Source organism: Actinomyces lilanjuaniae (genome assembly GCF_003606385.1).
Classification (GTDB): Bacteria; Actinomycetota; Actinomycetes; order Actinomycetales; family Actinomycetaceae; genus Actinomyces; species Actinomyces lilanjuaniae.
In genome coordinates this window covers 1628253-1651278 of sequence record NZ_CP032514.1, presented here as the reverse complement: position 1 = coordinate 1651278, position 23026 = coordinate 1628253, and the positions used below count along the sequence as shown (strand labels likewise).

Genomic DNA, 23026 nt, shown 5'->3' with positions numbered 1-23026 from the left:
GATACTGCCAGGGACCACTCCTACAGGGCCAGCACCCGGCCCGCGACCACGGTGGACAGCGGTCGCACGGCGGCCAGCGCGTCGGCACCCAGCCTCAGCGGATCCTTCTCCAGGACGACCAGGTCCGCGCGGGAGCCAGGGCGCACCGGCCCCTGCCCGTCCACGGAGGCCGCCAGGGCCTCCTCGGTGGTAAGCCGCTGGTCGGGCGACCACACCTGGTGGTCTGGGGTGCTTCTACCGACCGCGACCGACATGGCCAGCCACGGGTCCAGCGGGGCCACTGGGGCGTCCGAGCCCAGGTGGAGCAGGGCGCCAGCCCCCACCATGTCGGCAAAGGCGTAGACTCGCTGCCTGCGTCCGGGCCAGACCCGTTCCACGGCCTGCCAGTCGTCCAGGAGGTGAGCGGGCTGAACGGAGAGCTCGACCCCGCACGCGACCAGGCTGGCCAGTGCCCCGGTCCCAGCCTGGGCAGCGTCGCGCGGCAGCAGCTGGGCGTGTTCCAGCCGACCCCGTGCACCGGAGGCGGCAAAGGCGGCGGCGACCTCGTCCACGGCGGCGTCCCCGATGGCGTGCACCGCCATGTCGAACCCTGCCCGTGCGGCACGGGTCATCAGGGCGCTCAGCTCCTCGCGGTCAATGTTGACCACGCCGTGGGTGTGGCTCAGCCCCAGGGACTCGGGGTAGGGGTCGTGCACGTGGGCGCTGGCGGTGCCCATCGAGCCGTCGGCGATGACCTTGAGCGGTCCCTGGGTAAGTAGCGGCGCTCCGTCCTCACCCACGGGAGAGCCCTCCAGCCCCTGCCCGGTACGCAGGCCTGCGGCGATCCACTGGTCCAGCCTGTCGCGGTAGACGGCGGTGCGGATACGCGGTACAAGCGCAGACGTCCCGTCCCCAAGCGTCGTGGTGGCGCCGACCTCAGCCATGGCAGCCAGGCGCAGCGGCCAGTCCTGCGGACTGGGTGCCCAGCTCATGTCCACCACCCCGGTGACGCCCTGGCGCAGCAGGTTGTCCAGCACCTGACGGTATCCGGACTCGCGCAGCTGTCGGGTTGCGGGGATGAGGTCCAGGCGGTCCATGACGGAGAACCAGGCGTCCTCAGTCAGCGGGGAGCCCGGGTCGCTGGTGGTGGCTCCGGGCAGTCCGAGGTGGCGCAGGGCCGCCGAGCTCAGCCACCCGGAGTGGGCGTCGCCGGAGACCAGAACGACTGGGACGTCGCCGCACACGGCGTCGAGCTCGGCGACGGTAGGTACCCGAGGCCACAGGGAGAGTCGGTGGCCGAAGCCCTGCACGCTGGCAGGCGGGTGCTCACGGGGGTGCTTCCGAAGCGCCTGGGCCACCAGGGCGAGCGCGTCCTGGGCGCAGGTGGTGGCGGAGGTGTCGATGCGTGCTCTCCTGGCCGCCTCCAGGTCCAGGTGGACGTGGGCGTCCCACAGTCCCGGGATGACGTATGCCCCCTGCACGTCCAGGACCTGCTCGCCGTGATAGGGCAGGCCGGGGCCTACCTGGGTGACGCGCCCCGCAGTGACACGGATGTCGGTGACCGGTGTGCCCTTGTCCGGGCGGGTCTGTGCGCTGGCCGCACCAGTGGCGCCTGGGGGCTGCGGAGGGCCGGGTCGGGGTTCCGCAGCCGGGGAGTGGAAGGGGCGCGGAGCCCGTGCACGCAGGGCGGCGAGCACGGGACGGGAGCGGAAGGCGACGATGCGCGCATTGCGGATCAGCAGGTCGGGCATGCATCACTGTAACTCGCCTGCCACGAAGGGCCGTAGCGGACCGGTGGGTAGCACAGTTGGGCGCCTTCACTGCCCTGGTGCACTGCCGTGACCTGTTTTGCTGGGCGGGCACCGCAACAACCGGGCGGTGGCCTCCTCGCCCCGACCGACTGGCCCGCACCGAGGTAGTGGCTATGGAGGTTGCCGAGCCTGCAGGGTGCTCGCTGTGTGGACCGGAACGGCTGCGGGAGCGAGGCTGCACTGATAGTACTAGTGACGCAAGTGCCTGCTGAAGGAGCCGACGTGTCCGCACCCTCCTACGACACCCCCTACGGCTCAGACCAGCCTGCCGGCCATCTGAGGGTCTTCGGCGGTGGCGACCCGGCTGGGCCGACCGACGTCGGCGTGGTCCCGCCTGTCCCGGGTGGCGCGTCTGCCGACCTGCCCGCCTCCCTGGTGCGTCGCTCCAGCCCGCTCTCCCTCCTTGGCGCCAGCCTGCTCCTCCTCGTGGGGGTGGCGCTTGAGGGTCGTGGTTTTACCTTGATCACCTACCGAGACCTGGTCGGAGGGGCCATCCTCGTCTCTCTAGGCCTTCCTTTCCTGGCCCTCGGCGTGGTGCCCTGGGGGCGACGCACCGTCTTCGACGCTGACGGGATCCACTCCTCCACCTTCTTCAGCCACGCTGATACCGCCTGGCCTGACTCGCGAGCCGCTTTCACGGTCAACGTGTCGCGCAGCGGACGCAGCTCGTGGGTGGCCACCATGGAGGTGCCCGGTAGGAGGGGGAGTATCCGGCTGGTGGCCCCGCGGGTGAGTGCTGACAGCGTGCAGGAGGCCCTGGTGCGGGGTGAGGCTGAGGTTGACGACCTCTGGGCGTGGGCGCTGGCGCGCGGGTACGCCCGAGAGACCGTCTTACAGCTTCAGGGCGAGCCCGACCGGGAGGGCCGCCAGAGCGACTCCGTGCCTGTCGACTACGACCTGCTGAGACAGGACTCGTTGGTCTTCAGGGCATGGCCCAGGGAGTGCGCGGATGTCACAGGGCGCCTCCTTCTCAGCCTCCTGTTCGGGGGCTACGGAGCCTACCTGGTCACTCACCCCTACGAACAGTCCTTTGGCCGCGGCAGGATCTTCATGGGACACGGCGCGCTGACGCAGGCCTTCGGGGCCGCCTGCCTGCTTGCTGCCCTTGGGCTCCTGGTGGGGGCCTGGAGCAGGGCGCGCGCCCGTCTGGTGGCCTCTCGTGAGGGCCTCACCTACTTCAACGGCTTGTGGTCCAAGCGGCTGGAGTGGCCGAGGTATCGTTCCTCCATCTTTGTCACGGCGCTAAGGGCGCAGGCGCGGACGGTGGCGACCGTTCACGTCATTGGTGCGGACGGCGGCGGGTTGCGTGTCCCTGGCCTGAGGTGGCGTGCCAAGGACGAGCGGGCGGTGCTACGGGCGGCGCTGCAGGCGGCAGAGACCATCTGGGTATGGGGCACTTCCCGCGGGGTCACCGTTGAGGACGACGGCTACGACATCGACCCCAGGGAGGAGACCCAGTTTCGGCGGGTTGCCACCGCCAGGCGCCTGGAGTACCTCATGTCCCAGCCTGGAGGGCTGGGGTGGGGCTGACCGCCTGGGACGGGCAGTCACCTGTGTCTGCCAGGGGCGAGCGCGTAGTTCCAACGAAAAAGGTCACCGCCCTGTGGCCGGTGCCCAGTGCCTCCGGTGGGACTCGAACCCACACTGCTCCGATTTTGAGTCGGATGCCTCTGCCAATTGGGCTACGGAGGCGCGCCGTCCGCTCAGCTGCGAGGTGATCAGCAGGATCATACTAGGATTGCGGCTGTGAGCAACGAGCCAGAACCCACAGAACTCTCCAGGTCCCGCCGGGTCCTCGTCGCCGAGGACGAGGCCATTATCCGCCTTGACATTGTCGAGACGCTCACTGACGCAGGCTATGAGGTCGTGGCGGAGGCCTCTGACGGGGAGGAGGCTGTCCGCCTGGCGGAGGAGAACAGGCCGGACCTGTGCGTCATGGACGTCAAGATGCCCGTCATGGACGGCATCACCGCTGCTGAGCGCATTCTTGACAAGCACTCCTGCGCCGTTGTCATGCTGACCGCCTTCTCCCAGACCGACCTGGTCGAGCGCGCTGGTGCCGCAGGCGCCATGGCATACGTGGTCAAGCCTTTTACCCCGGCCGACCTCGTCCCAGCCATCGAGGTGGCCTTCTCTCGCCACGAGGAGATCGTGTCGCTGGAGAACGAGATCAGCGACCTCACCGAGCGCTTCGAGACGCGCAAGCGCGTGGATCGTGCCAAGGGCCTCCTCATGGAGCGTATGGGCCTGAGCGAGCCGGAGGCGTTCCGTTGGCTGCAGAAGACCTCGATGAACCGTCGTCTCACCATGCGTGAGGTGGCCGACGCCGTCGTGGAGCAGGTGGGTTCAGCCAAGGAGTCCTGATCCGCCCGGCTCCTGCTCAGGTGAACAGGCTGCGCAGGCTGCCGCGCGCCACCTGCCGCCCCTGGTCGTCGCTGATGCTCACCTCGTAGACCACGGTGTGCCGCCCTCGGTGGACAGGGACCGCCTGTGCCGTGACCCACCCCTCCTTGACTGGGCGCAGATGGCTAACCGTCAGTTCGGCTCCCACCGGGAGCCTGCCCTGGGGCGCCCCCGCCCGCGCAGCCACGGAGGCGGCGGTCTCAACCAGGGCGGCACTGGCACCTCCGTGGAGGAACCCGGCTACCTGGCGCGCCCCGTCCACGGGCATGCGGACCACCGTGTGCTCGGCACCGCGGACCAGGACCTCCATGGCCAGGGTGTCCATGAGCGTCCCGTCCTGCGACTCCTCCGGGAGCGGCTGCTGGGCACTGGCTGCGGAGACTGCCGAGCCCGCCGGGCGCGGGTCCGGGTAGGGGCGGGGAGAGGCTGTCGGGAAGGCGACCGGTGCCGCGCTCACCTCGGCCAGGCAGGCCCCGGTGTCCTGGCCTACCGGTCCGCTGGGGCCGACGACGGCGGGTGAGGCTGCCGCAGCGGTGCCCTGGGTGCCTCGCGGGGGCGTGCCGCGGGCCGGGGTGTCGTCATGATGCTCAGTCATAGGCCTAGGCTGGCACGGTGAGCACCACCGCCACCAGTCCTGACCATAGTCCTGACCATGTCGGCCGCCTCCTGCTCGTTGACGGCCACTCCATGGCCTTCCGGGCCTTTTACGCCCTTCCGGCTGACGGGTTTACTACCTCGACGGGCCAGGTCACCAACGCCGTCCACGGCTTCACCTCAATGTTCCTGTCTCTGCTTGACAGCGAGAGGCCCTCCCATGTCGCCGTCGCCTTTGACCTGCCCGGGGGAACCTTCCGCACCCGCGAGTACGCTGACTACAAGGGGACCCGGGAGGAGACCCCGCAGGCCCTGACCGGTCAGGTCGAGCTGATCCAGGAGCTGCTGGGCGCCATGAGGGTGCCCACCTTGACCGCGCCGGGTTACGAGGCCGACGACATCCTGGCCACCCTGGCGACCGCCGCCCAGCGGGAGGGTATGGAGGTCCTCATCTGCTCGGGCGACCGGGACTCCTTCCAGACGGTGACGCAGCACTGCACCGTGCTCTACCCGGTCAAGGGGGTCTCCACGCTGCGCCGGATGACGCCTGAGGAGGTCGAGGCCCGCTACGGTGTACCGCCCCAGCGCTACCCGCACCTGGCGGCCCTGGTGGGTGAGCCCAGCGACAACCTGCCGGGGGTTCCCGGCGTGGGGCCCAAGACCGCCGCCAAGTGGCTGACCGCATACGACGGCCTCGACGGTGTCATCGCCAGCGCCGACCAGATCAGGGGCAAGGCGGGGCAGTCGCTGCGCGACCACCTGGACGACGTGCTGCGCAACCGCCGCCTCAACCGGCTGCTGACCGACCTTGACCTGGGCGTGAGCCCGAGCAGGGACCTTCGCCTGTCCGGCAGTCGTCGTGGTGACCTCGCTCGGGTCTTCGAGGCGCTCGAGTTCCGCACGCTGCACCAGCGCGCCCTGCGTACGCTTCCGCTGGCTGACGACGACCACGACCGTGCTGACGGTGCTGAGGGTGTCGGCCCGGGAACCGGGAGGCAGGACCCGTTGGAGGCGCTCAGGGCGCTGGAGGTCTCGGTCCTGGGCCACGACCTGCCTGCGGGGTCGCTGGGGCAGTGGCTGCGTCAGCACCTGGGTGCGGGTGCTGATGATAGTGATAGCAGTGACGGCAGTAGCGACAGTGACGAGCAGCCCCGGGATGGTCTCGTGGGGGGCTCGGGGGTCGTGGGACTGGACGTCGTGGGCAGTCTGCAGCCGACGCTGGGGGAGACCACCCTGCTGTCGTTCAGCGACGGCCGCAGGGCCGTGGTGGTGGACCCGTCCCTGGTCACGCCGGAGGATGAGGCTGCCCTGGCCCGGCTGCTCGCCGATTCGTCACGACCCAAGGTCGTGGCTGACGCTAAGGGGTCCTGGCACGCGCTGGAGGCCCGCGGACTGCGTCTGGACGGTGTGGTGGCCGACCCGTCCCTGGCGGCCTACCTGTGCCGTCCTGAGCAGCGCTCCTACGCGGTCAAGGACCTGGCCCAGCGCTGGCTGGGCATCGACCTGGACTCCTCCCTGGACTCCCCGGATCCCCTGCCCCAGCCTGCGGGCTCGGGGCGCTCGCAGCAGCCTGACCAGACCGCCCTGGACCTAGGCTGCCTGGACAGCCCCTTTGATGACGGCCACCTCCCTGAGGAGGCTCTGGCCAGCGCCCGCCGGGCGGGGCTCCTGCCACGCCTCCAGGAGGTCCTGGAGGCCCAGATGGCCCAGCGTGAGAGCACGGGTCTCTTTACCGGGCTGGAGATGCCTGTGGCTGCAACTCTTACGATGATGGAGCACACCGGCATCGCCGTGGACGACGCCGTCTTGGCCCGCCGGGAGATCGAGCTGGAGGCCCGGGTCACCCATGCTGCCGAGGCCGCCTTCGCCGCGGCTGGCCACGAGCTCAACCTCTCCAGTCCCAAGCAGCTCCAGACGGTGCTGTTCGACGAGCTCAACATGCCCCGTACGAGGCGGACCAAGACCGGCTACACCACAGATGCCGAGGCCCTGGCCGCCCTGTACGCCCGGACGGGGCACCCCTTCCTGGAGCACCTCCTGGAGCACCGTGACGCCATCAAGCTCCGTCAGACCGTGGAGGGTCTGCGCAAGGCGGTCCAGCCTGACGGTCGTATCCATACCACCTTCCAGCAGACGATCGCCGCCACCGGACGCCTGTCGTCGAAGGACCCGAACCTGCAGAACATCCCGGCGCGCACCGAGGAGGGGCTGAGTATCCGGGAGGCCTTCACCGTGGGGGAGGGCTACGAGTGCCTGATGACCGCGGACTACTCCCAGATCGAGATGCGGATCATGGCGCACCTGTCGGGGGACGAGGCGCTGATCGAGGCCTTCCGCAGCGGCGAGGACCTGCACCGCTACGTGGCTGCCCTGGTGCACGGCACCACGGTCGCCGAGGTCTCCTCCCAGCAGCGCAGCCATATCAAGGCCATGAGCTACGGGCTGGCCTATGGGCTGTCTACCTTCGGCCTGGCCCGTCAGCTCGGGATCGGCAACGCCGAGGCCGCTGCCCTGAGGGACGCCTACTTCGCCCGCTTCGGACAGGTGCGCGACTACCTGGAGTCCGTGGTCGAGCAGGCCCGCAGGGACGGCTACACGCAGACCATGTTCGGCCGCCGCCGCTATCTGCCCGACCTCACCAGCGACAGCCGTCAGCGCCGTGAGATGGCGGAGCGGGCGGCCCTCAACGCCCCGATCCAGGGCAGCGCGGCCGACATCGTCAAGAAGGCCATGATCGACGTGGACCAGGCGCTGGCTGAGGGGGGGCTCGCAAGCCGCCTGCTGCTCCAGATCCACGACGAGCTGGTGGTGGAGGTGGCTGCCGGGGAGGCTGACACCGTCAAGGAGCTGCTCCAGGAGCGGATGAGCCAGGCCGCCGAGTTGTCGGTACCGCTGGACGTCGCCACCGGCAGCGGGCTCAGCTGGCGGGCTGCCAGCCACTGACACGTGCTTCTACCGATACATACTGGCGTGACTGGCGGGCTGCCAGCTACGTCTCCGTGTCGCTTCTGCTGTCTTCCTCGCGCTGTTCCTGGCCGAGCAGGCCAGTAGACGTGAATGTGAGCGATTGCACGTGTTCGGAGGAGCGTAGACGGGAACAGTCCAGTCACGGCTCCGTCACGTGCTGATAGGGTACTTTCGTGCGTTCCTGGGCATCTTCTTTACTCCGGTCCCAGCCGCGTCGTGAGCCGGTCCGGGCCGGCGCAGGGCGCGGGGGACGCACGGTCCCTGTCAACCCGAACCACCTATCCGTATTCGGAGCAACCACTCAATGACCACCACTCCGCCCAGCCCCACCCCGGTCGCAGTCAACGACATCGGTGCGACCGAGGAGATCCTCGCCGCCGTCGACGAGACCATCAAGTACTTCGACGACGGTGACATCGTCGAGGGCACTGTCGTCAAGGTCGACCGCGACGAGGTCCTCCTCGACATCGGCTACAAGACCGAGGGCGTCATCCTGGCCCGCGAGCTGTCCATCAAGCATGACGTCGATCCTGACGAGATCGTCGCCGTCGGCGACCAGATCGAGGCTCTGGTCCTGCAGAAGGAGGACAAGGAAGGGCGTCTGCTCCTGAGCAAGAAGCGGGCTCAGTACGAGCGCGCCTGGGGTACGATCGAGCGCATCAAGGAGGAGGACGGCGTTGTCACCGGTACCGTGATCGAGGTCGTCAAGGGCGGCCTGATCCTGGACATCGGCCTGCGCGGATTCCTGCCTGCCTCCCTGGTCGAGATGCGGCGCGTCCGTGACCTCCAGCCCTACGTGGGTCGTTCGCTCGAGGCCAAGATCATCGAGTTGGACAAGAACCGCAACAACGTGGTCCTCTCCCGCCGAGCCTGGCTGGAGCAGACCCAGTCGGAGGTCCGCACCAACTTCCTCCAGACCCTTCAGAAGGGCCAGGTCCGCTCCGGCGTGGTGTCCTCCATCGTCAACTTCGGCGCCTTCGTGGACCTGGGGGGCGTGGACGGCCTGGTCCACGTCTCCGAGCTGTCCTGGAAGCACATCGACCACCCCTCCGAGGTCGTCGAGGTGGGCACCGAGGTCACCGTGGAGGTTCTGGACGTGGACTTCGACCGGGAGCGCGTCTCCTTGTCCCTCAAGGCCACCCAGGAGGACCCGTGGCAGGCCTTCGCCCGTACCCACGCTATCGGCCAGGTCGTGCCCGGGAAGGTCACCAAGCTGGTTCCCTTTGGCGCCTTCGTCCGTGTCGAGGACGGTATCGAGGGCCTGGTCCACATCTCTGAGCTGGCACAGCGCCACGTTGAGGTGCCGGAGCAGGTCGCCAAGGTCGGTGACGAGGTCTTCGTCAAGGTCATCGACATCGACCTGGAGCGTCGCCGCATCTCGCTGTCGCTCAAGCAGGCGAACGAGGGCGTGGACCCTGTCTCGGAGGACTTCGACCCGTCCCTGTACGGCATGGCGGCCGAGTACGACGAGGACGGCAACTACAAGTACCCAGAGGGCTTTGACCCGGAGACCAACGAGTGGCTTGAGGGCTACGAGGCCCAGCGCGAGGCCTGGGAGGCGGAGTACGCCGCTGCCCTGGCTCGCTGGGAGGCTCACAAGGCACAGGTTGCCAGGGCGATGGAGGAGGAGCAGGACTCGGCCGCGACCGCAGCGGCCGCCAGCACCTCCTATTCTTCGACACCGTCCGAGGCCTCGGGCACTCTCGCCTCTGACGAGGCCCTTGCTGCCCTGAGGGAGAAGCTGACCGGTAACTGACACTAGCGCTGCGAGGTTCTCACCGACGTTCTCGGCCGCTGGTGAAAGGCGTGTGGGTCCCACCCGACCAGGTGGGACCCACACGTTTCGTACTGCCTGGTTGCGGCTTATCTTGGTCCGTAGCTGACCGGGAGCCTGGTGGAGGGCATCATGGGTCTATGGCTCGTGGTACCCGTCCTCCTCACCCGCCGGGAAGAGCGCTGCGTGTCGGCCTGACCGGGGGGATCGGCACCGGTAAGTCCACGGTGGCCGATCTCCTGGCCGGGCACGGTGCCACAGTGGTCAGGGCCGATGACATCGCCCGTGACGTAGTGGAGCCGGGAACACACGGCCTGGAGGAGGTGGTTGCGGAGTTCGGCCCAGATGTACTGACCGCGGACGGGACGCTAGACCGTTCGGCGCTGGGTGAGGTGGTCTTTGCTGACGAGCTGCGACGTGCGAGGCTGGAGGAGATCCTGCTGCCGCTCATCGCTGCCGAGGCCTGGGCACGTCTGGAGGGGGTACCTGCGGGACAGGTGGCCGTCTATGATGTGCCCCTGCTTGTCGAGGGTCAGATGCAGGACATGTTTGACCTCGTCGTCGTGGTGGAGGCTGACCTGGACACGCGCCTGGAGCGGCTGGCCGAGCGTGGACTGGGGGCCGAGCAGGCGATGGCCCGCATCGCTTCCCAGGCGACCGATGCTGAGCGGCGGGCCGTGGCCGACGTGGTCCTGCTCAACTCCGCCACGCTGGAGGACCTGGTCGTTGAGGTTGACTCCCTGTGGGAGGAGCAGCTGGCCCCCTGACCTGCTGTCGCGGCACTCGCGTAGCCTTGGGAGCATGCGTCCTGTCACTGACCTGCACCGTGCCGTCAAGCCCTTCGAGGTCGTCAGCCCCTACACACCCAGCGGCGACCAGCCCACCGCCATCGCTGAGCTGGCTCGGCGCCTGGAGGCCGGCGAGAAGGACATCGTGCTGCTGGGGGCCACCGGTACTGGCAAGTCCGCGACGGCGGCCTGGCTGGTGGAGAAGGTCCAGCGCCCCACGCTCGTGCTGGAGCCCAACAAGACCCTGGCCGCCCAGATGGCCGCAGAGTTCCGTGAGCTGCTGCCGGGCAACGCGGTGGAGTACTTCGTCTCCTACTACGACTACTACCAGCCGGAAGCCTATGTCCCCCAGACGGACACCTTCATCGAAAAGGACTCCTCCATCAACGACGAGGTGGAGCGCCTGCGCCACTCCGCCACCAACTCCCTGCTCACCCGCCGTGATGTCGTCGTGGTCTCCTCGGTGTCGTGCATCTACGGCCTGGGTACGCCCCAGGAGTACGTGGACCGCATGACCCCCCTGGCCGTGGGGGACCGGGTGGACCGTGACGACCTGCTGCGCCGCTTCGTGTCCATGCAGTACACCCGCAACGACACGGACTTCACCCGTGGCACCTTCAGGGTCCGGGGCGACACGGTGGAGATCATCCCCATGTACGAGGAACTGGCTATCCGTATCGAGCTCTTTGGTGACGAGATCGAGGCCCTGGCCACCCTGCACCCGGTCACCGGTGATGTCATCGACACCGCCGACCAGGTCTTCGTCTTCCCCGCCTCTCACTACGTCGCCGGGCCGGAGCGCATGGAGCAGGCGATCCAGGGTATTGAGGCCGAGCTGGCCCAGCGTCTGGCCGAGCTGGAGCGTGACGGGCGCCTCCTGGAGGCCCAGCGCCTGCGGATGCGCACTACCTACGACCTGGAGATGCTTCAGCAGATCGGGACCTGCTCGGGGGTGGAGAACTACTCCCTGCACATCGACGGGCGCGAGGTGGGTACCCCGCCCAACACGCTGCTGGACTACTTTCCTGAGGACTTCCTGCTCGTCATCGACGAGTCCCACGTGACCGTCCCCCAGATCGGCGGCATGTTCGAGGGCGATGCCTCCCGCAAGCGCACGCTGGTTGACCACGGCTTCCGCCTACCCTCCGCACTGGACAACAGGCCTCTCACCTTTGACGAGTTCAGTGAGCGCATCGGTCAGACCGTCTACCTGTCGGCAACTCCTGGAGACTATGAGATGGACCTGTCCGACGGTGTCGTCGAGCAGATCATCCGACCGACTGGCCTGGTGGACCCCAAGGTGGTGGTCAGGCCCACCCAGGGCCAGATCGACGACCTGCTGGAGCAGGTGCGTCAGCGTACCGAGCAGGACCAGCGGGTCCTGGTCACCACCCTGACCAAGCGGATGGCAGAAGACCTGACCACCTACCTGGCGGAGCGGGGTGTGCGGGTGGAGTACCTCCACTCTGACGTGGACACCCTGCGCCGTGTCGAGCTGCTGCGCGAGCTGCGGCTGGGCAGTTTTGACGTCCTAGTAGGCATCAACCTGCTGCGTGAGGGTCTGGACCTGCCGGAGGTCTCCCTGGTCTCCATCCTGGACGCTGACAAGGAAGGATTCCTGCGCTCGACCCGCTCCCTCATCCAGACTATCGGGCGCGCTGCCCGCAACGTCTCCGGTGAGGTCCACATGTACGCCGACCACATCACCCCCTCTATGGCTGAGGCTATCGAGGAGACGGAGAGGCGGCGGGCCAAGCAGCTGGCCTACAACACCGAGCACGGGATTGACCCCCAGCCCCTGCGCAAGCGGATTGCCGACGTGACCGACATGCTGGCGCGTGAGGACGTCGACACCGCCGAGCTCCTCGCCGGGGGGTACCGCGGTCACGAGGAGGCTCAGGTGCGTACCCGTCGTAAGAAGGCGGCGGAGGCGACTGTGCGCGAGCGGCTGGCTGGCAGCGCCCAGCAGGACCTGGAGGCCCTGATCGCTGAGCTGACCGAGCAGATGCACGCTGCTGCCCAGGACCTCCACTTTGAGCTGGCGGCACGGTTGCGCGACGAGGTGCAAGACCTCAAGAAGGAGCTGCGATCCATGCGCGCGGCGCAGTAGCGCGTACCAGAAGGCGTCGGGCGATTGCGGCGCGGTCCGGCAGCACTAGAAATAAATGTAGTATCCCGGAACTATTCATCATAGTATTCGTTGTCGTGGTTCTATATTCATGATTGTGTTGCGTTGCTTTTCCGTGGTTCTCTCCCTACAATGATTTCTGCCACACGGTTGCCGGGTCGAGGTCGAGACTGGTAGAGGAGCGGAAGCGCGCATGAGCCCACACAGTACGCAGGAGTCTTCTGCCGCGGAGAGCCGTTCCCCCGCCCAGAAGGTTCCTTTGACGGCGCTGACGGCGCTGGTCGTCGGGTCGATGATCGGGGGCGGGATCTTTGGCCTGCCCCAGCAGATGGCCAGTGCGGCCGCCCCGGGACCCCTTGTCATGGGCTGGGTCGTCACCGGGGTCGGCATGCTCATGCTGGCCTTCGTCTTCCAGCGCCTGGCGCTGAGCAGGCCGGACATTGACGCCGGGATCTACGGGTACGCCAGGGCCGGATTCGGCAACCTGGTGGGGTTCTCCTCGGCGTGGGGGTACTGGGTCTCGGCGTGGATCGGAAACGTCGGCTATCTGGTCCTGCTCATGGCGTCCCTCGGTGTCTTTTTTCCAGGTTTCGGGGACGGAAACACGGCGCAGGCCATTATTATTGCCTCTGTCGTTATGTGGTTGTTCCACGTGCTCATTCTGCGGGGAATACGTGAGGCATCGATCGTGAACGCGGTCGTGACGGTCGGCAAGGTCTTGCCCCTGGTCGTCTTTGTCGTCATCGGTGTGTTTGCCTTCCGGCTTGACGTCTTCACCCAGGACTTCTGGGGTGCCGCCGACCCCTCTCTGGGCTCAGTGCTGAGCCAGGTCCGGGGCATGATGCTGGTCACCGTGTGGGTGTTCATCGGCGTGGAGGGGGCCTCTGTCTTTTCTGAGCGCGCCCGCTCCCGCACCGACGTGGGGCGGGCTACCATCCTCGGCTTCGTCTCCGTGCTGGCGCTTCTGCTGGCCATCAACATCCTGTCCTACGGGATCATGCCACGTACTGAGCTGGCCGCCCTGGGCGATCCCTCCCTGGCCGGGGTGCTGGAGGCGGCTGTCGGTCCCTGGGGCGCACGGCTCATCGCCCTGGGCCTGGTCGTCTCCCTGGTCGGGGCGCTGCTGTCCTGGTTCCTCATGTGCGCCGAGATCGTCCGAGTCCCGGCCCAGGAGGGCCTCATGCCCAGGATCTTCGGCCGGGAGAGCAGCAAGGGCGTGCCTGCTGCAGCCCTGTGGCTGACCATGGGGCTGGTCCAGCTCTTCCTGGTGTGGACCTACTTCAACGCCTCCACCTACACCACCCTTATTCTTCTGGCCTCCTCGCTCATCCTGCTGCCCTACCTGCTCTCCGCCTTGTACCAGGTCATGGTGGCGTTGCGGGCGAGGCGGGCCGGGAACGGGGCCTGGAGGGACCTGCTCGTCGGGCTGGGCGGAACCCTGTACGGGGTGTGGCTCCTCTACGCCGCCGGCCCGGTCTACCTGTTGTACACCGCGATCTTCTACGTTGTCGGCCTGCCCTTCTTCGTCGTGGCGCGTCGTGAGCGCGGGGCACCTGTCCTGACCCGGGCGGAACAGGTCCTGGTGGCCGTCCTGGTGGCGGCGTCGGCCTACGCGGTCTACGGCCTGGCTCGCGGGACCCTGTCCTTGTGAGGTGCCTGTGAGTTGTGCGGGGGAGCCGACCCTGGTGCCGGGGTACCGGGAGAGGACGCGCAGGTGCGGGGGCCGCTGAGCCACGGTTGCCGAGTCACGGTCCCGGGAGTGCACGAAGACGCCACAGACAGACACAGACAGACACAGACAGACACAGACGCTGACCGCTGCTAGCCAACAGACAAGAACCGAGAGGGAGAATCATGGCGACTGCTGCAACTACCGTCAGCCACGGAGTCTGGTCCGAAGTCGGCACGCTCAGACGCGTCATGGTGTGTCGGCCGGGCCGTGCCCATGAGCACCTGACCCCGACCAACTGCCACGACCTGCTCTTCGACGACGTCCTGGACGTGCCCAGGGCCCAGCGCGACCACGACCTGTTCGTCAGCCTCATGCGTGAGCGGGGCGTGGAGGTCCTGGAGCTGCACGACCTGCTTTCCGACGTCCTGGACATCCCCGAGGGACGGGCCTTCGTACTGGACCGTAGGGTCAACCACGCTGCTATGGGGGTCGGGGTGGCCGAGGACCTGCGGGCCTGGATGGAGGAGATGCCCTCCGACCAGCTCGCCGACCTGCTCATCGGCGGGCTGGTGTCCGACCAGGTTCCCTCCGACGTGTTCGGTACGTGCATCGACCCCTACCACGTCAACAGCGACGACCCTGAGCTGCTGATCGCTCCCTTGCCCAACACCCTGTTCACGCGGGACAACTCGGCGTGGATCTATGACGGCGTGGAGCTGTCTTCCATGTTCTGGGAGGCCCGCCAGCGCGAGGTGCTCCTGCTGGCCGCGGTCTACAGGTTCCACCCGCTGTTCGACTACACCTACCGCACCTGGCTGAACACGCTGGACGAGGACACGGGCTACACCTTTATCGAGGGCGGAGACATCATGCCGGTCGGCAAGGGGGTTGTCCTGGTCGGAATGGGAGAGCGCTCCACCTTCCAGGCGGTCAGTCGGATCGCCAGCTCGCTGTTCCAGGCCGGCTCGGCGCAGCGCGTCATCGCCGCCCGCATGCCCAAGGAGCGCGCCGCCATGCACCTGGACACCGTGTTCACGCTGTGCTCGGAGGAGGTGGTCAACATCTACGAGCCCGTGGTCAGGGAGATGGAGGTCTTCTCCCTGCGTCCCGACGACTCCCAGCGCGGCGGCATCCGGGTCACCCACGACGGCGGGGACTTCGTGGGTACAGTCTCCCAGGCGCTGGGCGTCCACCTGCAGCCGGTCACCTCTACTGCAGGCCGCTACGGCGCAGAGTGCGAGCAGTGGAACGACGGCAACAATGTCGTGGCCCTCTCCCCGGGCGTGGTGGTGGCCTATGACCGCAACTACTCTGTCAACGCCAACTTGCGAGCCGCCGGTATCGAGGTCCTGGAGGTCCCTTCCTCCGAGCTCGGTCGTGGACGTGGTGGCAGCCACTGCATGACCTGCCCTATCGACCGCGACCCGGTCTACTGAGCGGCATGCGTGGGGCTGGCTGCGGTCTCCCGGCTTCATCCCGGCCTCATCCCGGCCTCACTGCCTGTGGGCCTCGCGTGAGGTGCCCGCGCGTGCGGCACAGGACACCTCGGCGTCGTTCACCCCACACTCCCTGTCCCCACGGTGGCGGGTACATCGAGGAGACGGCGGCTAGACTACGGCAAAACCATGCGGAGGGGAGTACTCCCACTAACGGCGACGTCGTCACCACGGGCGATCGGATCAGGTCCCGGCCCCGGCGTCGCAGGCCTCCCCGGGGGCACGCTGTCCCTAGTGAGGCGGGAGGAGACCTCTGGTACCCGATCCGTACCGGAGGTGCATTCTGTGGATGTCCACGCTCTTGGGTGGCTGGCTCTGGGAGCCGTCATTCTCGTCATGATCGCGATCGACATCGTCGGTCACGTGCGTACCCCTCACGAGCCCACGATAGGGGAGGCTGCCCGGTGGTCAGTGGCCTACATCGCCATGGCCCTGGTCTTCGGCCTGGTGGTGTGGGCCGTATGGGGAGGTGACTACGGCACGGAGTACTTCGCGGGCTACATCACCGAGAAGGCGCTCAGTATCGACAACCTCTTCGTCTTTGTCATCATGATCTCCTCCTTCCGGGTCCCCCGCAGGTACCAGCAGGAGGTACTCCTGGCAGGTATCGTCATCGCCCTGGTACTGCGACTGGTGTTCATCCTGGCCGGGGCCGCGCTCATCGAGAACTTCTCCTGGGTCTTCTACTTCTTCGGCGCCTGGCTCCTGTGGACGGCTGTCTCCCAGGCCCGCGAGGGCGTGGAGGACCCGGAGGACTCCTCGGCCACTGAGGAGTACCGGCCCAGCGGGTTCGTGCGGGCCGTGGCCCGGGTGGTACCCATGACCGACGGCTTTGTGGGCGGTAAGGTAGTCCACCGTCACGCCGGACGCACCATGATCACCCCCATGATGCTGTGCATCATCGCTATCGGGACCGCTGACGTCATGTTCGCGGTGGACTCGATCCCCGCTATCTACTCCCTGACCAGGCAGCCCTACCTGGTCTTCGCCGCCAACGCCTTCTCGCTCCTGGGTCTGCGCCAGCTCTACTTCCTCATCGACGGCCTCCTGGACCGCCTGGCCTACCTCCACTACGGCCTGGCCGCCATCCTGGGCTTCATCGGCCTCAAGCTGATCGTGCACGCGCTGCACACAAACGAGGTGCCCTTCATCAACGGCGGACGGGAGGTGGACGTCGTGCCCGAGCCCAGCATCCAGGTGTCCCTGGGGGTCATCGTCGTCGCCGTCCTGGTCACCGTGGTCGCCTCCGCCGTCCGGTCTCGTACCGACTCCAGGCAGGTCCAGGCCACGACTTCCCCGACCCAGCAGGACAACCTGGACCACCGGCAGGCCTCGCGCACCGCCGACCCAGCCGCCCCAGCGGAGGCGACCAGTCGCGCCCAGAGCGCCAGGAGCGCGCAGTGACTTCCAGGGCGGCCGGGCCAGGACCCTCCGCCACCACGGCGCGCGACAATGCGGCTGCGGGCCCCGGTGTGGGTGCCGGCGCCTCCACCATGACGGGCGCACAGGGACTGAGCGCCGCTGAGGTCTCCGACAGGGTCCGTCGCGGCCTGACCAACGCCTACGAGGAGAAGACCTCCCGCAGCGTGGCCCAGATCCTGCGCGCCAACCTCTTCACCGTCTTCAACGCGATCCTGGGGGTGGCACTGGTCCTGGTCCTCGTCTTCGGCCACTGGGCAGACGCCCTGTTCGGGATCGTGCTCCTGCTCAACACGAGCACCGGGACCGTCGCGGAGATCCGGGCCAAGCGCGCGCTGGACCGGCTTGCCGTGCTGGAGACTCCCCACACCACGGTGGTGCGCGATGGCGAGCAGCAGGAGGTGCCCGTCGCGCAGGTCGTCCTCGACGACGTCGTGCGGCTGCGGTCGGGAGAGCAGGTCCCTGCCGACGGCACCGTGCTGTCCTGCGAGGGTCTGGAGATCGACGAGTCCATCCTTACCGGTGAGTCCGCTGCGGTGCGCCCGGCCACCGGGGACCGGGTCATGTCGGGAACCACGGTGACTGCCGGGACCGGCCTGTTCCGGGCCACGGCGGTGGGGGCCGACGCCTACGCCCACCGTCTGGCCCGTGAGGCACGCCGGTACTCCGTGGCTGTCAGCGAGCTCCAGGCGGGCACCAACCGGGTACTGGGATGGATCTCCTGGGTGATCGTGCCTGTGGCCCTGCTGCTGGCGTGGTCCCAGCTGCGCGGGGAGGAGGGAGGTCTCGCCCATGCCCTTTCCTCCGGATCCTGGAGCGCGGCAGTGGTTCCTGCGGTCGCGGGAGTAGTCGGTATGGTGCCTCAGGGCCTGGTGCTGCTGACCTCGGTGAACTTTGCCACCGCTGCCCTGGCCCTGGCCCGCCGCAGCGTCCTGGTTCAAGAGCTGCCAGCGGTGGAGGTCCTGGCCCGGGTCGACACCCTGTGCCTGGACAAGACTGGCACCATCACGACCGGGCGGATCCGCCTGGAGCAGGTCTGCGACCTCCACGACCTTGGCGCCCCCAGGTCTGAGGTGCACGAGCCCGCTGCCGAGGTTCTGGCGGTCCTGGCCCGGCTCAGCGGGGGAGAGGACCCCAACGCCAGCGCCACCGCCATCAGCGAAGGCCTCAGCAGGCCCGAGCTGCTGGGACCCCGGGGTCTGGAGGTCGCACGGGCTGCCCGTCCCCAGGCCCAGGTGCCCTTCTCCTCACGACGGAAGTGGTCGGCTCTGCGGGAGGAGGGGACGACCTGGGTCCTGGGTGCTCCGGAGATCCTCCTGGACGCAGCCCAGGTGGACTCCCCGGGACCACTGGTGGAGCAGGTGCGTCAGCAGGTCCGCCAGGCAGCGACGACCGGGGCCCGTGTGCTGGCCCTGGCCTCCAGCCCTCACCTGTGGGGTGATCAGCCCGGCGTGCCCGGTCAGGAGCCGGCGCTGCCTGCGGGCCTGTGCCCGCGCGCGCTGGTCGTCCTGTCGGAGGAGGTCCGCCCTGATGCCGCCCAGACCTTGGAGTACTTCCGGGATCAGGGCGTGGAGGTCAAGGTCATCTCTGGTGACAGCCCGGCCACGGTGGCTGCGGTGGCCCGTAGAGCCGGGGTGAGGGGACCAGGCGGAGAAGAGCTGGTCGCCGTGGACGCCCGGGACCTGCCGGAGGTAACGGGTGCCGGCCAGGACCCGGGTGCCCAGGACGGCCAGGACTCTGCGGAGGACCTGGGTCACCTGGCGCAGCTGGTGGAGCCGGTCACCGTCTTGGGACGGGTGACTCCGGAGCAGAAGCGCTCCCTGGTGCGGGCGCTGAGGTCGCGCGGGCACGTCGTGGCCATGACCGGTGACGGTGTCAACGACGCCCTGGCGCTGAAGGAGGCCGACCTGGGCATCGCCATGGGCAACGGGGCACCAGCGACCAGGGCGGTGGCCCGCCTGGTGCTGCTGTCCGGGGAGTTCTCCGCGCTTCCGGGAGTCGTGGCCCAGGGGCGGCGCGTCATGGCCAACACTGAGCGCATCGCCTCCTTGTTCCTGGCCAAGACCGTCTACGCCTCGCTCATAGCGGTGGTGGTCTCAGCGCTGGCGATCTCCTACCCCTTTGCCCCGCGCCAGCTGACGATCGTCTCCTCACTGACGATCGGGGTCCCTGCCTTTGTCCTGGCCCTGGCACCCAGCCACCAGCGTTACCGGCCGGGCTTCCTGGGGCGGGTCCTCACTCTGGCGGTTCCGGCGGGGCTGGTGGCGGGCACCGTGACGCTGCTGACCTGGACCTGGTTGACGCTGACCGGTGCTCCTGAGGCGCAGGTGACCACCGGGGTCACGCTGGTGCTGGTTGCCTCCGGGCTGTGGCTGCTGACGCTGACGGCCCGCCCGCTGCTGGGGTGGCGGCTGGGTCTGGTGCTCCTCATGGGCGTGGCGGCGGTCCTGGGGGTGGTCCTGCCTGCGGTACGTGCCTTCTTCCTCCTGAGCTGGCCCCAGCCGGGCGTGTGGTGGGTGACCGCAGCCATGGCGGCGCTTGCCGTGGGCGGTATCGAGGCGGTGTACCTGGTGCGTCAGCGGGTGGCTCGCGCGGTGTGAGCGGCTGGTGCGCTCAGCCTGGCCCCAGGATGAAGCCTGCTCCGGGAGCCACGTCTGTCCCGGCAACTGGGTCCAGGCGCTAGCTGGTGGGGGAGAGCACCCCGATGACCGGGTTCCACTGGCGCGCGACGCGCTCGGCGATAAAGCCCGCCTGGTAGAAGGGGTCGTCCTCCAGGAGGGCCAGCGCGTCCGCCTCGTCCTGGGCGCGCACAATGATGAGGGCCTCGTGGGTACCCACGTAGGGGCCTGCGGCAAGGAGCCGGTCCTGGCTCGCCAGCTCGGCGTTGAAGGCGCGGTGGGAGGGGCGCAGCTCGCCCATGGCCTCGTCCTGGTCGGTGACGTAGTGGTACTCAACGGTGAAGATCCTGCTCATGGCACCAGGCTAGACCAGCGGTACCGCCGGCACGTGGCCAAGACCTCCCACGCCGTGCTCGAACGCGTGTTTGAAGACCGTGTCTGCCCTCCTAGACTGCCGTCCCGTGAACGACTCTCTCATCATCCGTGGAGCCCGGGCGCACAATCTCAGGGGCGTGGACCTCGACCTGCCTCGGGACCAGATGATCGTCTTCACCGGGCTGTCCGGGTCGGGTAAGTCGTCCCTGGCCTTCGACACGATCTTCGCCGAGGGGCAGCGTCGCTACGTGGAGTCCCTGTCCTCCTACGCCCGCCAGTTCCTGGGTCAGATGGACAAGCCTGACGTCGAGCTCATTGAGGGCCTGAGCCCGGCGGTGTCCATCGACCAGAAGTCCACCTCCCGCAATCCCCGCTCCACGGTGGGCACGGTCACCGAGGTCTACGACTACCTGCGTCTGCTCTACGCCCGGGCAGGCACCCAGCACTGCCCCGTCTGTGACGCCGTCATCTCCTCCCAGACCCCTCAGCAGATCGTCGACCAGGTCCGCTCCCTGCCGGAGGGCACCCGCTTCCAGGTACTGGCCCCAGTGGTGCGCGGGCGCAAGGGGGAGTACACCGAGCTGTTCGAGGAGCTGCGCGGGCGCGGCTTCAACCGGGTCCGGGTGGATGGGGCCACGCAGCGCCTGGACTCCCCGCCAGCTCTCAACAAGCGCCTCAAGCACGACATTGAGGTCATCGTGGACCGCCTGGTGGTGCGTGAGGGCATCCGCCAGCGCCTGACCGACTCGGTGGAGACCGCCCTGGCTCTGGCCGAGGGCCTGGTGATTATCGAGCGGGTAGACGCCGAGGCGGAGGACCCCGCCCGCGAGCAGCGCTACTCTGAGAAACGGGCCTGCCCCAACGAGCACCCTCTCCAGCTCGACGAGATGGAGCCGCGGACCTTCTCCTTCAACGCCCCCTACGGGGCCTGCCCGGAGTGCACGGGTATCGGCACCCACCTGGAGGTCGACCCCGAGCTCGTCGTGCCCGACGAGGAGCTGACCCTGGCGCAGGGAGCCGTCGCCCCCTGGTCCAGCCACCAGAAGTACTTCACCCGCCAGCTGGCCGCCCTGGGGGAGGACCTGGGCTTCGACGTCGACACTCCGTGGCGGGCGCTGCCGCAGCGGGCCAGGGAGGCGATCCTGCGGGGCAAGGACTACGAGGTCAAGGTGCGCTACCGCAACCGTTGGGGCCGGGAGCGGGTCTACGCCACCGGCTTCGAGGGCGTCATGGACTACGTCATGCGCAAGCACCAGGAGACCGAGTCCGACTGGTCCCGGGAGCGCTACCAGGGCTACATGCGGGAGGTCCCCTGTCCGGCCTGCCACGGCACCCGACTCAAGGCCGAGGTGCTGGCGGTGCGCGTGGGCGGGCTGTCCATCGCCGAGCTGTGCGACCTGCCTATCAGCGAGACCCGGGACTTCCTGGCCCACCTGGACCTGTCCGGCCAGGCCCGTCAGATCGCGGGCAGCGTGCTGAGCGAGATCGCCGCGCGCCTGGGGTTCCTGGTTGACGTCGGCCTGGACTACCTCAGCCTGTCCCGGGGTGCAGCCACCCTGTCCGGGGGCGAGGCACAGAGGATCCGCCTGGCCACCCAGATCGGCTCGGGCCTGGTGGGTGTCCTCTACGTGCTGGACGAGCCCAGCATCGGGCTGCACCAGAGGGACAACGCCCGGCTCATCACCACCCTCCAGAAGCTGCGGGACCTGGGCAACACGCTCATTGTCGTGGAGCATGACGAGGACACCATCCGTGCCGCGGACTGGATCGTGGACATTGGACCCGGGGCGGGGGAGAACGGTGGGCAGGTCGTCCACTCCGGGCCGCTGAGCGCCCTGGTGGAGGCGGAGGGCTCGGTGACCGGTGACTACCTGGCACGTCGCCGCCGCATTGAGGTCCCCCGGTCACGTCGCCCCCGTCGCAAAGGCCGGGAGGTTACTGTGGTCGGTGCCCGGGAGAACAACCTTAAGGATGTCACCGTCACCTTCCCCCTGGGGCTGCTTACTGCCGTTACCGGGGTGTCCGGGTCGGGCAAGTCTTCCCTGGTTAACTCTATTCTCTACCAGGTCCTGGCCAACCGTCTTAACCGGTCCCGGGGTGTGCCCGGGCGGCACCGGACCGTGCGGGGGGTGGACAACCTGGACAAGGTGGTCCACGTCGACCAGTCGCCCATCGGGCGCACGCCGCGCTCTAACCCCGCGACCTACACCGGTGTGTGGGACCACATCCGCAAGATCTTCGCCTCGGTACCGGAGTCCAAGGTGCGTGGTTACGGCCCTGGCCGCTTCTCCTTCAACGTCAAGGGCGGGCGCTGCGAGTCCTGCAAGGGGGACGGCACCCTGAAGATCGAGATGAACTTCCTGCCGGACGTCTACGTGCCCTGCGAGGTCTGCCACGGTGCCCGCTACAATCGCGAGACCCTGGAGATCCGGTACAAGGACAAGACGGTGGCCGACGTGCTGGATATGACCATCCACCAGGCGGCGGACTTCTTCTCAGCCTCCGGCGTCATCTCCCGCCACCTGGGCACTCTGGTGGAGGTGGGCCTGGGCTACGTGCGCCTGGGCCAGGCGGCCACGACCCTGTCCGGTGGCGAGGCACAGCGCGTCAAGCTGGCTACCGAGCTCCAGCGTCGCTCTACCGGGCGGACCGTCTACGTCCTGGACGAGCCCACCACCGGTCTGCACCTGGAGGACATCCGTAAGCTTCTGGGTGTGCTCCAGGGCCTGGTGGACAAGGGCAACACCGTGGTCGTCATCGAGCACAACCTGGACGTCATCGCTCATGCCGACTGGATCATCGACATGGGACCCGAGGGCGGCAAGGGCGGTGGCACGGTGGTGGCCACCGGCACCCCGGAGCAGGTGGCCGCGAACACCTCATCCCACACGGGACAGTTCCTCAGCGAGGTCCTCCAGGGGCAGCGGGCCTAGGCGAGACGCCGACGGGACCGTGGCAGTGGGTGGAACGGCGGGTAGCAGCGGGCACGCCGTGGCTGCCGC

Annotated in this window: 14 protein-coding genes and 1 tRNA gene; 11 read left to right on the top strand and 4 right to left on the bottom strand. The window is 68.2% G+C overall.

Going from position 1 to position 23026, the window contains the following annotated elements; all coding sequences use genetic code 11:
- Positions 1-20: 20 nt before the first annotated feature.
- Positions 21-1730 carry an amidohydrolase gene (locus tag D5R93_RS07030; RefSeq protein WP_120204519.1) on the bottom strand — a complete coding sequence of 570 codons (1710 nt, stop codon included), beginning with the start codon at positions 1728-1730 and terminating at the stop codon, positions 21-23.
- A 282-nt stretch (positions 1731-2012) separates the two neighbouring features.
- On the opposite strand from D5R93_RS07030, the gene D5R93_RS07025 reads away from it, so the two are divergent.
- On the top strand, positions 2013-3320 hold the full coding sequence (locus D5R93_RS07025; RefSeq protein ID WP_120204517.1) for a hypothetical protein: 1308 nt from the start codon (positions 2013-2015) through the stop codon (positions 3318-3320).
- Between the two features lie 88 nt (positions 3321-3408).
- On the opposite strand, the gene D5R93_RS07020 is transcribed toward D5R93_RS07025, so the two are convergent.
- Positions 3409-3482 (bottom strand) — tRNA-Leu (locus D5R93_RS07020).
- 54 nt (positions 3483-3536) lie between these two features.
- Between D5R93_RS07020 and D5R93_RS07015 the strand changes: the two genes are divergently transcribed.
- Positions 3537-4154, top strand: coding sequence for an ANTAR domain-containing response regulator (locus D5R93_RS07015; protein WP_119835115.1), 618 nt, complete (start codon positions 3537-3539; stop codon positions 4152-4154).
- Between the two features lie 16 nt (positions 4155-4170).
- On the opposite strand, the gene D5R93_RS07010 is transcribed toward D5R93_RS07015, so the two are convergent.
- Positions 4171-4788: a PaaI family thioesterase gene (locus D5R93_RS07010; RefSeq protein ID WP_119835114.1), complete on the bottom strand. Its 618-nt coding sequence runs from the start codon at positions 4786-4788 to the stop codon at positions 4171-4173.
- 17 nt (positions 4789-4805) lie between these two features.
- Here D5R93_RS07010 and polA point away from each other — a divergent pair, with 17 nt between their 5' ends.
- From polA to D5R93_RS06970, 8 genes are all read left to right on the top strand, one after another.
- Positions 4806-7730 carry a DNA polymerase I gene (gene polA, locus D5R93_RS07005; protein ID WP_120204515.1) on the top strand — a complete coding sequence of 975 codons (2925 nt, stop codon included), beginning with the start codon at positions 4806-4808 and terminating at the stop codon, positions 7728-7730.
- 328 nt (positions 7731-8058) lie between these two features.
- Positions 8059-9510 carry a 30S ribosomal protein S1 gene (gene rpsA / locus D5R93_RS07000; RefSeq protein WP_119835112.1) on the top strand — a complete coding sequence of 484 codons (1452 nt, stop codon included), beginning with the start codon at positions 8059-8061 and terminating at the stop codon, positions 9508-9510.
- A gap of 158 nt (positions 9511-9668) precedes the next feature.
- Positions 9669-10295 carry a dephospho-CoA kinase gene (coaE, locus tag D5R93_RS06995; protein WP_120204513.1) on the top strand — a complete coding sequence of 209 codons (627 nt, stop codon included), beginning with the start codon at positions 9669-9671 and terminating at the stop codon, positions 10293-10295.
- A gap of 34 nt (positions 10296-10329) precedes the next feature.
- Positions 10330-12426, top strand: a complete 2097-nt coding sequence (gene uvrB / locus D5R93_RS06990; protein WP_120204510.1) for an excinuclease ABC subunit UvrB — start codon at positions 10330-10332, stop codon at positions 12424-12426.
- A gap of 211 nt (positions 12427-12637) precedes the next feature.
- A complete protein-coding gene (gene arcD / locus D5R93_RS06985; protein WP_119835109.1) occupies positions 12638-14095 on the top strand; it encodes an arginine-ornithine antiporter in 1458 nt (485 codons plus the stop codon).
- Positions 14096-14298: 203 nt separating this feature from the next.
- Positions 14299-15552 (top strand): arginine deiminase, encoded by a 1254-nt coding sequence (locus tag D5R93_RS06980; protein WP_119835108.1) that lies wholly within the window; start codon positions 14299-14301, stop codon positions 15550-15552.
- A 345-nt stretch (positions 15553-15897) separates the two neighbouring features.
- On the top strand, positions 15898-17016 hold the full coding sequence (locus tag D5R93_RS06975) for a TerC family protein (RefSeq protein WP_120204508.1): 1119 nt from the start codon (positions 15898-15900) through the stop codon (positions 17014-17016).
- An 89-nt stretch (positions 17017-17105) separates the two neighbouring features.
- The gene (locus D5R93_RS06970) at positions 17106-19631 is read left to right on the top strand and encodes an HAD-IC family P-type ATPase (RefSeq protein ID WP_119835253.1); all 2526 of its coding nucleotides are present in this window, start codon (positions 17106-17108) and stop codon (positions 19629-19631) included.
- 79 nt (positions 19632-19710) lie between these two features.
- Here the strand turns inward: D5R93_RS06970 and D5R93_RS06965 are convergent, their stop codons facing one another.
- Positions 19711-20004 carry a YciI family protein gene (locus D5R93_RS06965; RefSeq protein WP_119835106.1) on the bottom strand — a complete coding sequence of 98 codons (294 nt, stop codon included), beginning with the start codon at positions 20002-20004 and terminating at the stop codon, positions 19711-19713.
- Positions 20005-20110: 106 nt separating this feature from the next.
- Between D5R93_RS06965 and uvrA the strand changes: the two genes are divergently transcribed.
- Entirely contained in the window at positions 20111-22957 is a 2847-nt protein-coding gene (gene uvrA, locus D5R93_RS06960; RefSeq protein ID WP_120204506.1) for an excinuclease ABC subunit UvrA, read from the top strand.
- Positions 22958-23026: the final 69 nt, after the last annotated feature.

Bases quoted from the DNA above. Each gene is read 5' to 3' on its own strand.
- D5R93_RS07030 (WP_120204519.1), bottom strand. From the start codon at position 1,730: ATGCCCGACCTGCTGATCCGCAATGCGCGCATCGTCGCCTTCCGCTCC.
- D5R93_RS07010 (WP_119835114.1), bottom strand. From the start codon at position 4,788: ATGACTGAGCATCATGACGACACCCCGGCCCGCGGCACGCCCCCGCGA.
- rpsA (WP_119835112.1), top strand. From the start codon at position 8,059: ATGACCACCACTCCGCCCAGCCCCACCCCGGTCGCAGTCAACGACATC.
- coaE (WP_120204513.1), top strand. From the start codon at position 9,669: ATGGCTCGTGGTACCCGTCCTCCTCACCCGCCGGGAAGAGCGCTGCGT.
- uvrB (WP_120204510.1), top strand. From the start codon at position 10,330: ATGCGTCCTGTCACTGACCTGCACCGTGCCGTCAAGCCCTTCGAGGTC.
- arcD (WP_119835109.1), top strand. From the start codon at position 12,638: ATGAGCCCACACAGTACGCAGGAGTCTTCTGCCGCGGAGAGCCGTTCC.
- D5R93_RS06980 (WP_119835108.1), top strand. From the start codon at position 14,299: ATGGCGACTGCTGCAACTACCGTCAGCCACGGAGTCTGGTCCGAAGTC.
- D5R93_RS06970 (WP_119835253.1), top strand. From the start codon at position 17,106: ATGACGGGCGCACAGGGACTGAGCGCCGCTGAGGTCTCCGACAGGGTC.
- D5R93_RS06965 (WP_119835106.1), bottom strand. From the start codon at position 20,004: ATGAGCAGGATCTTCACCGTTGAGTACCACTACGTCACCGACCAGGAC.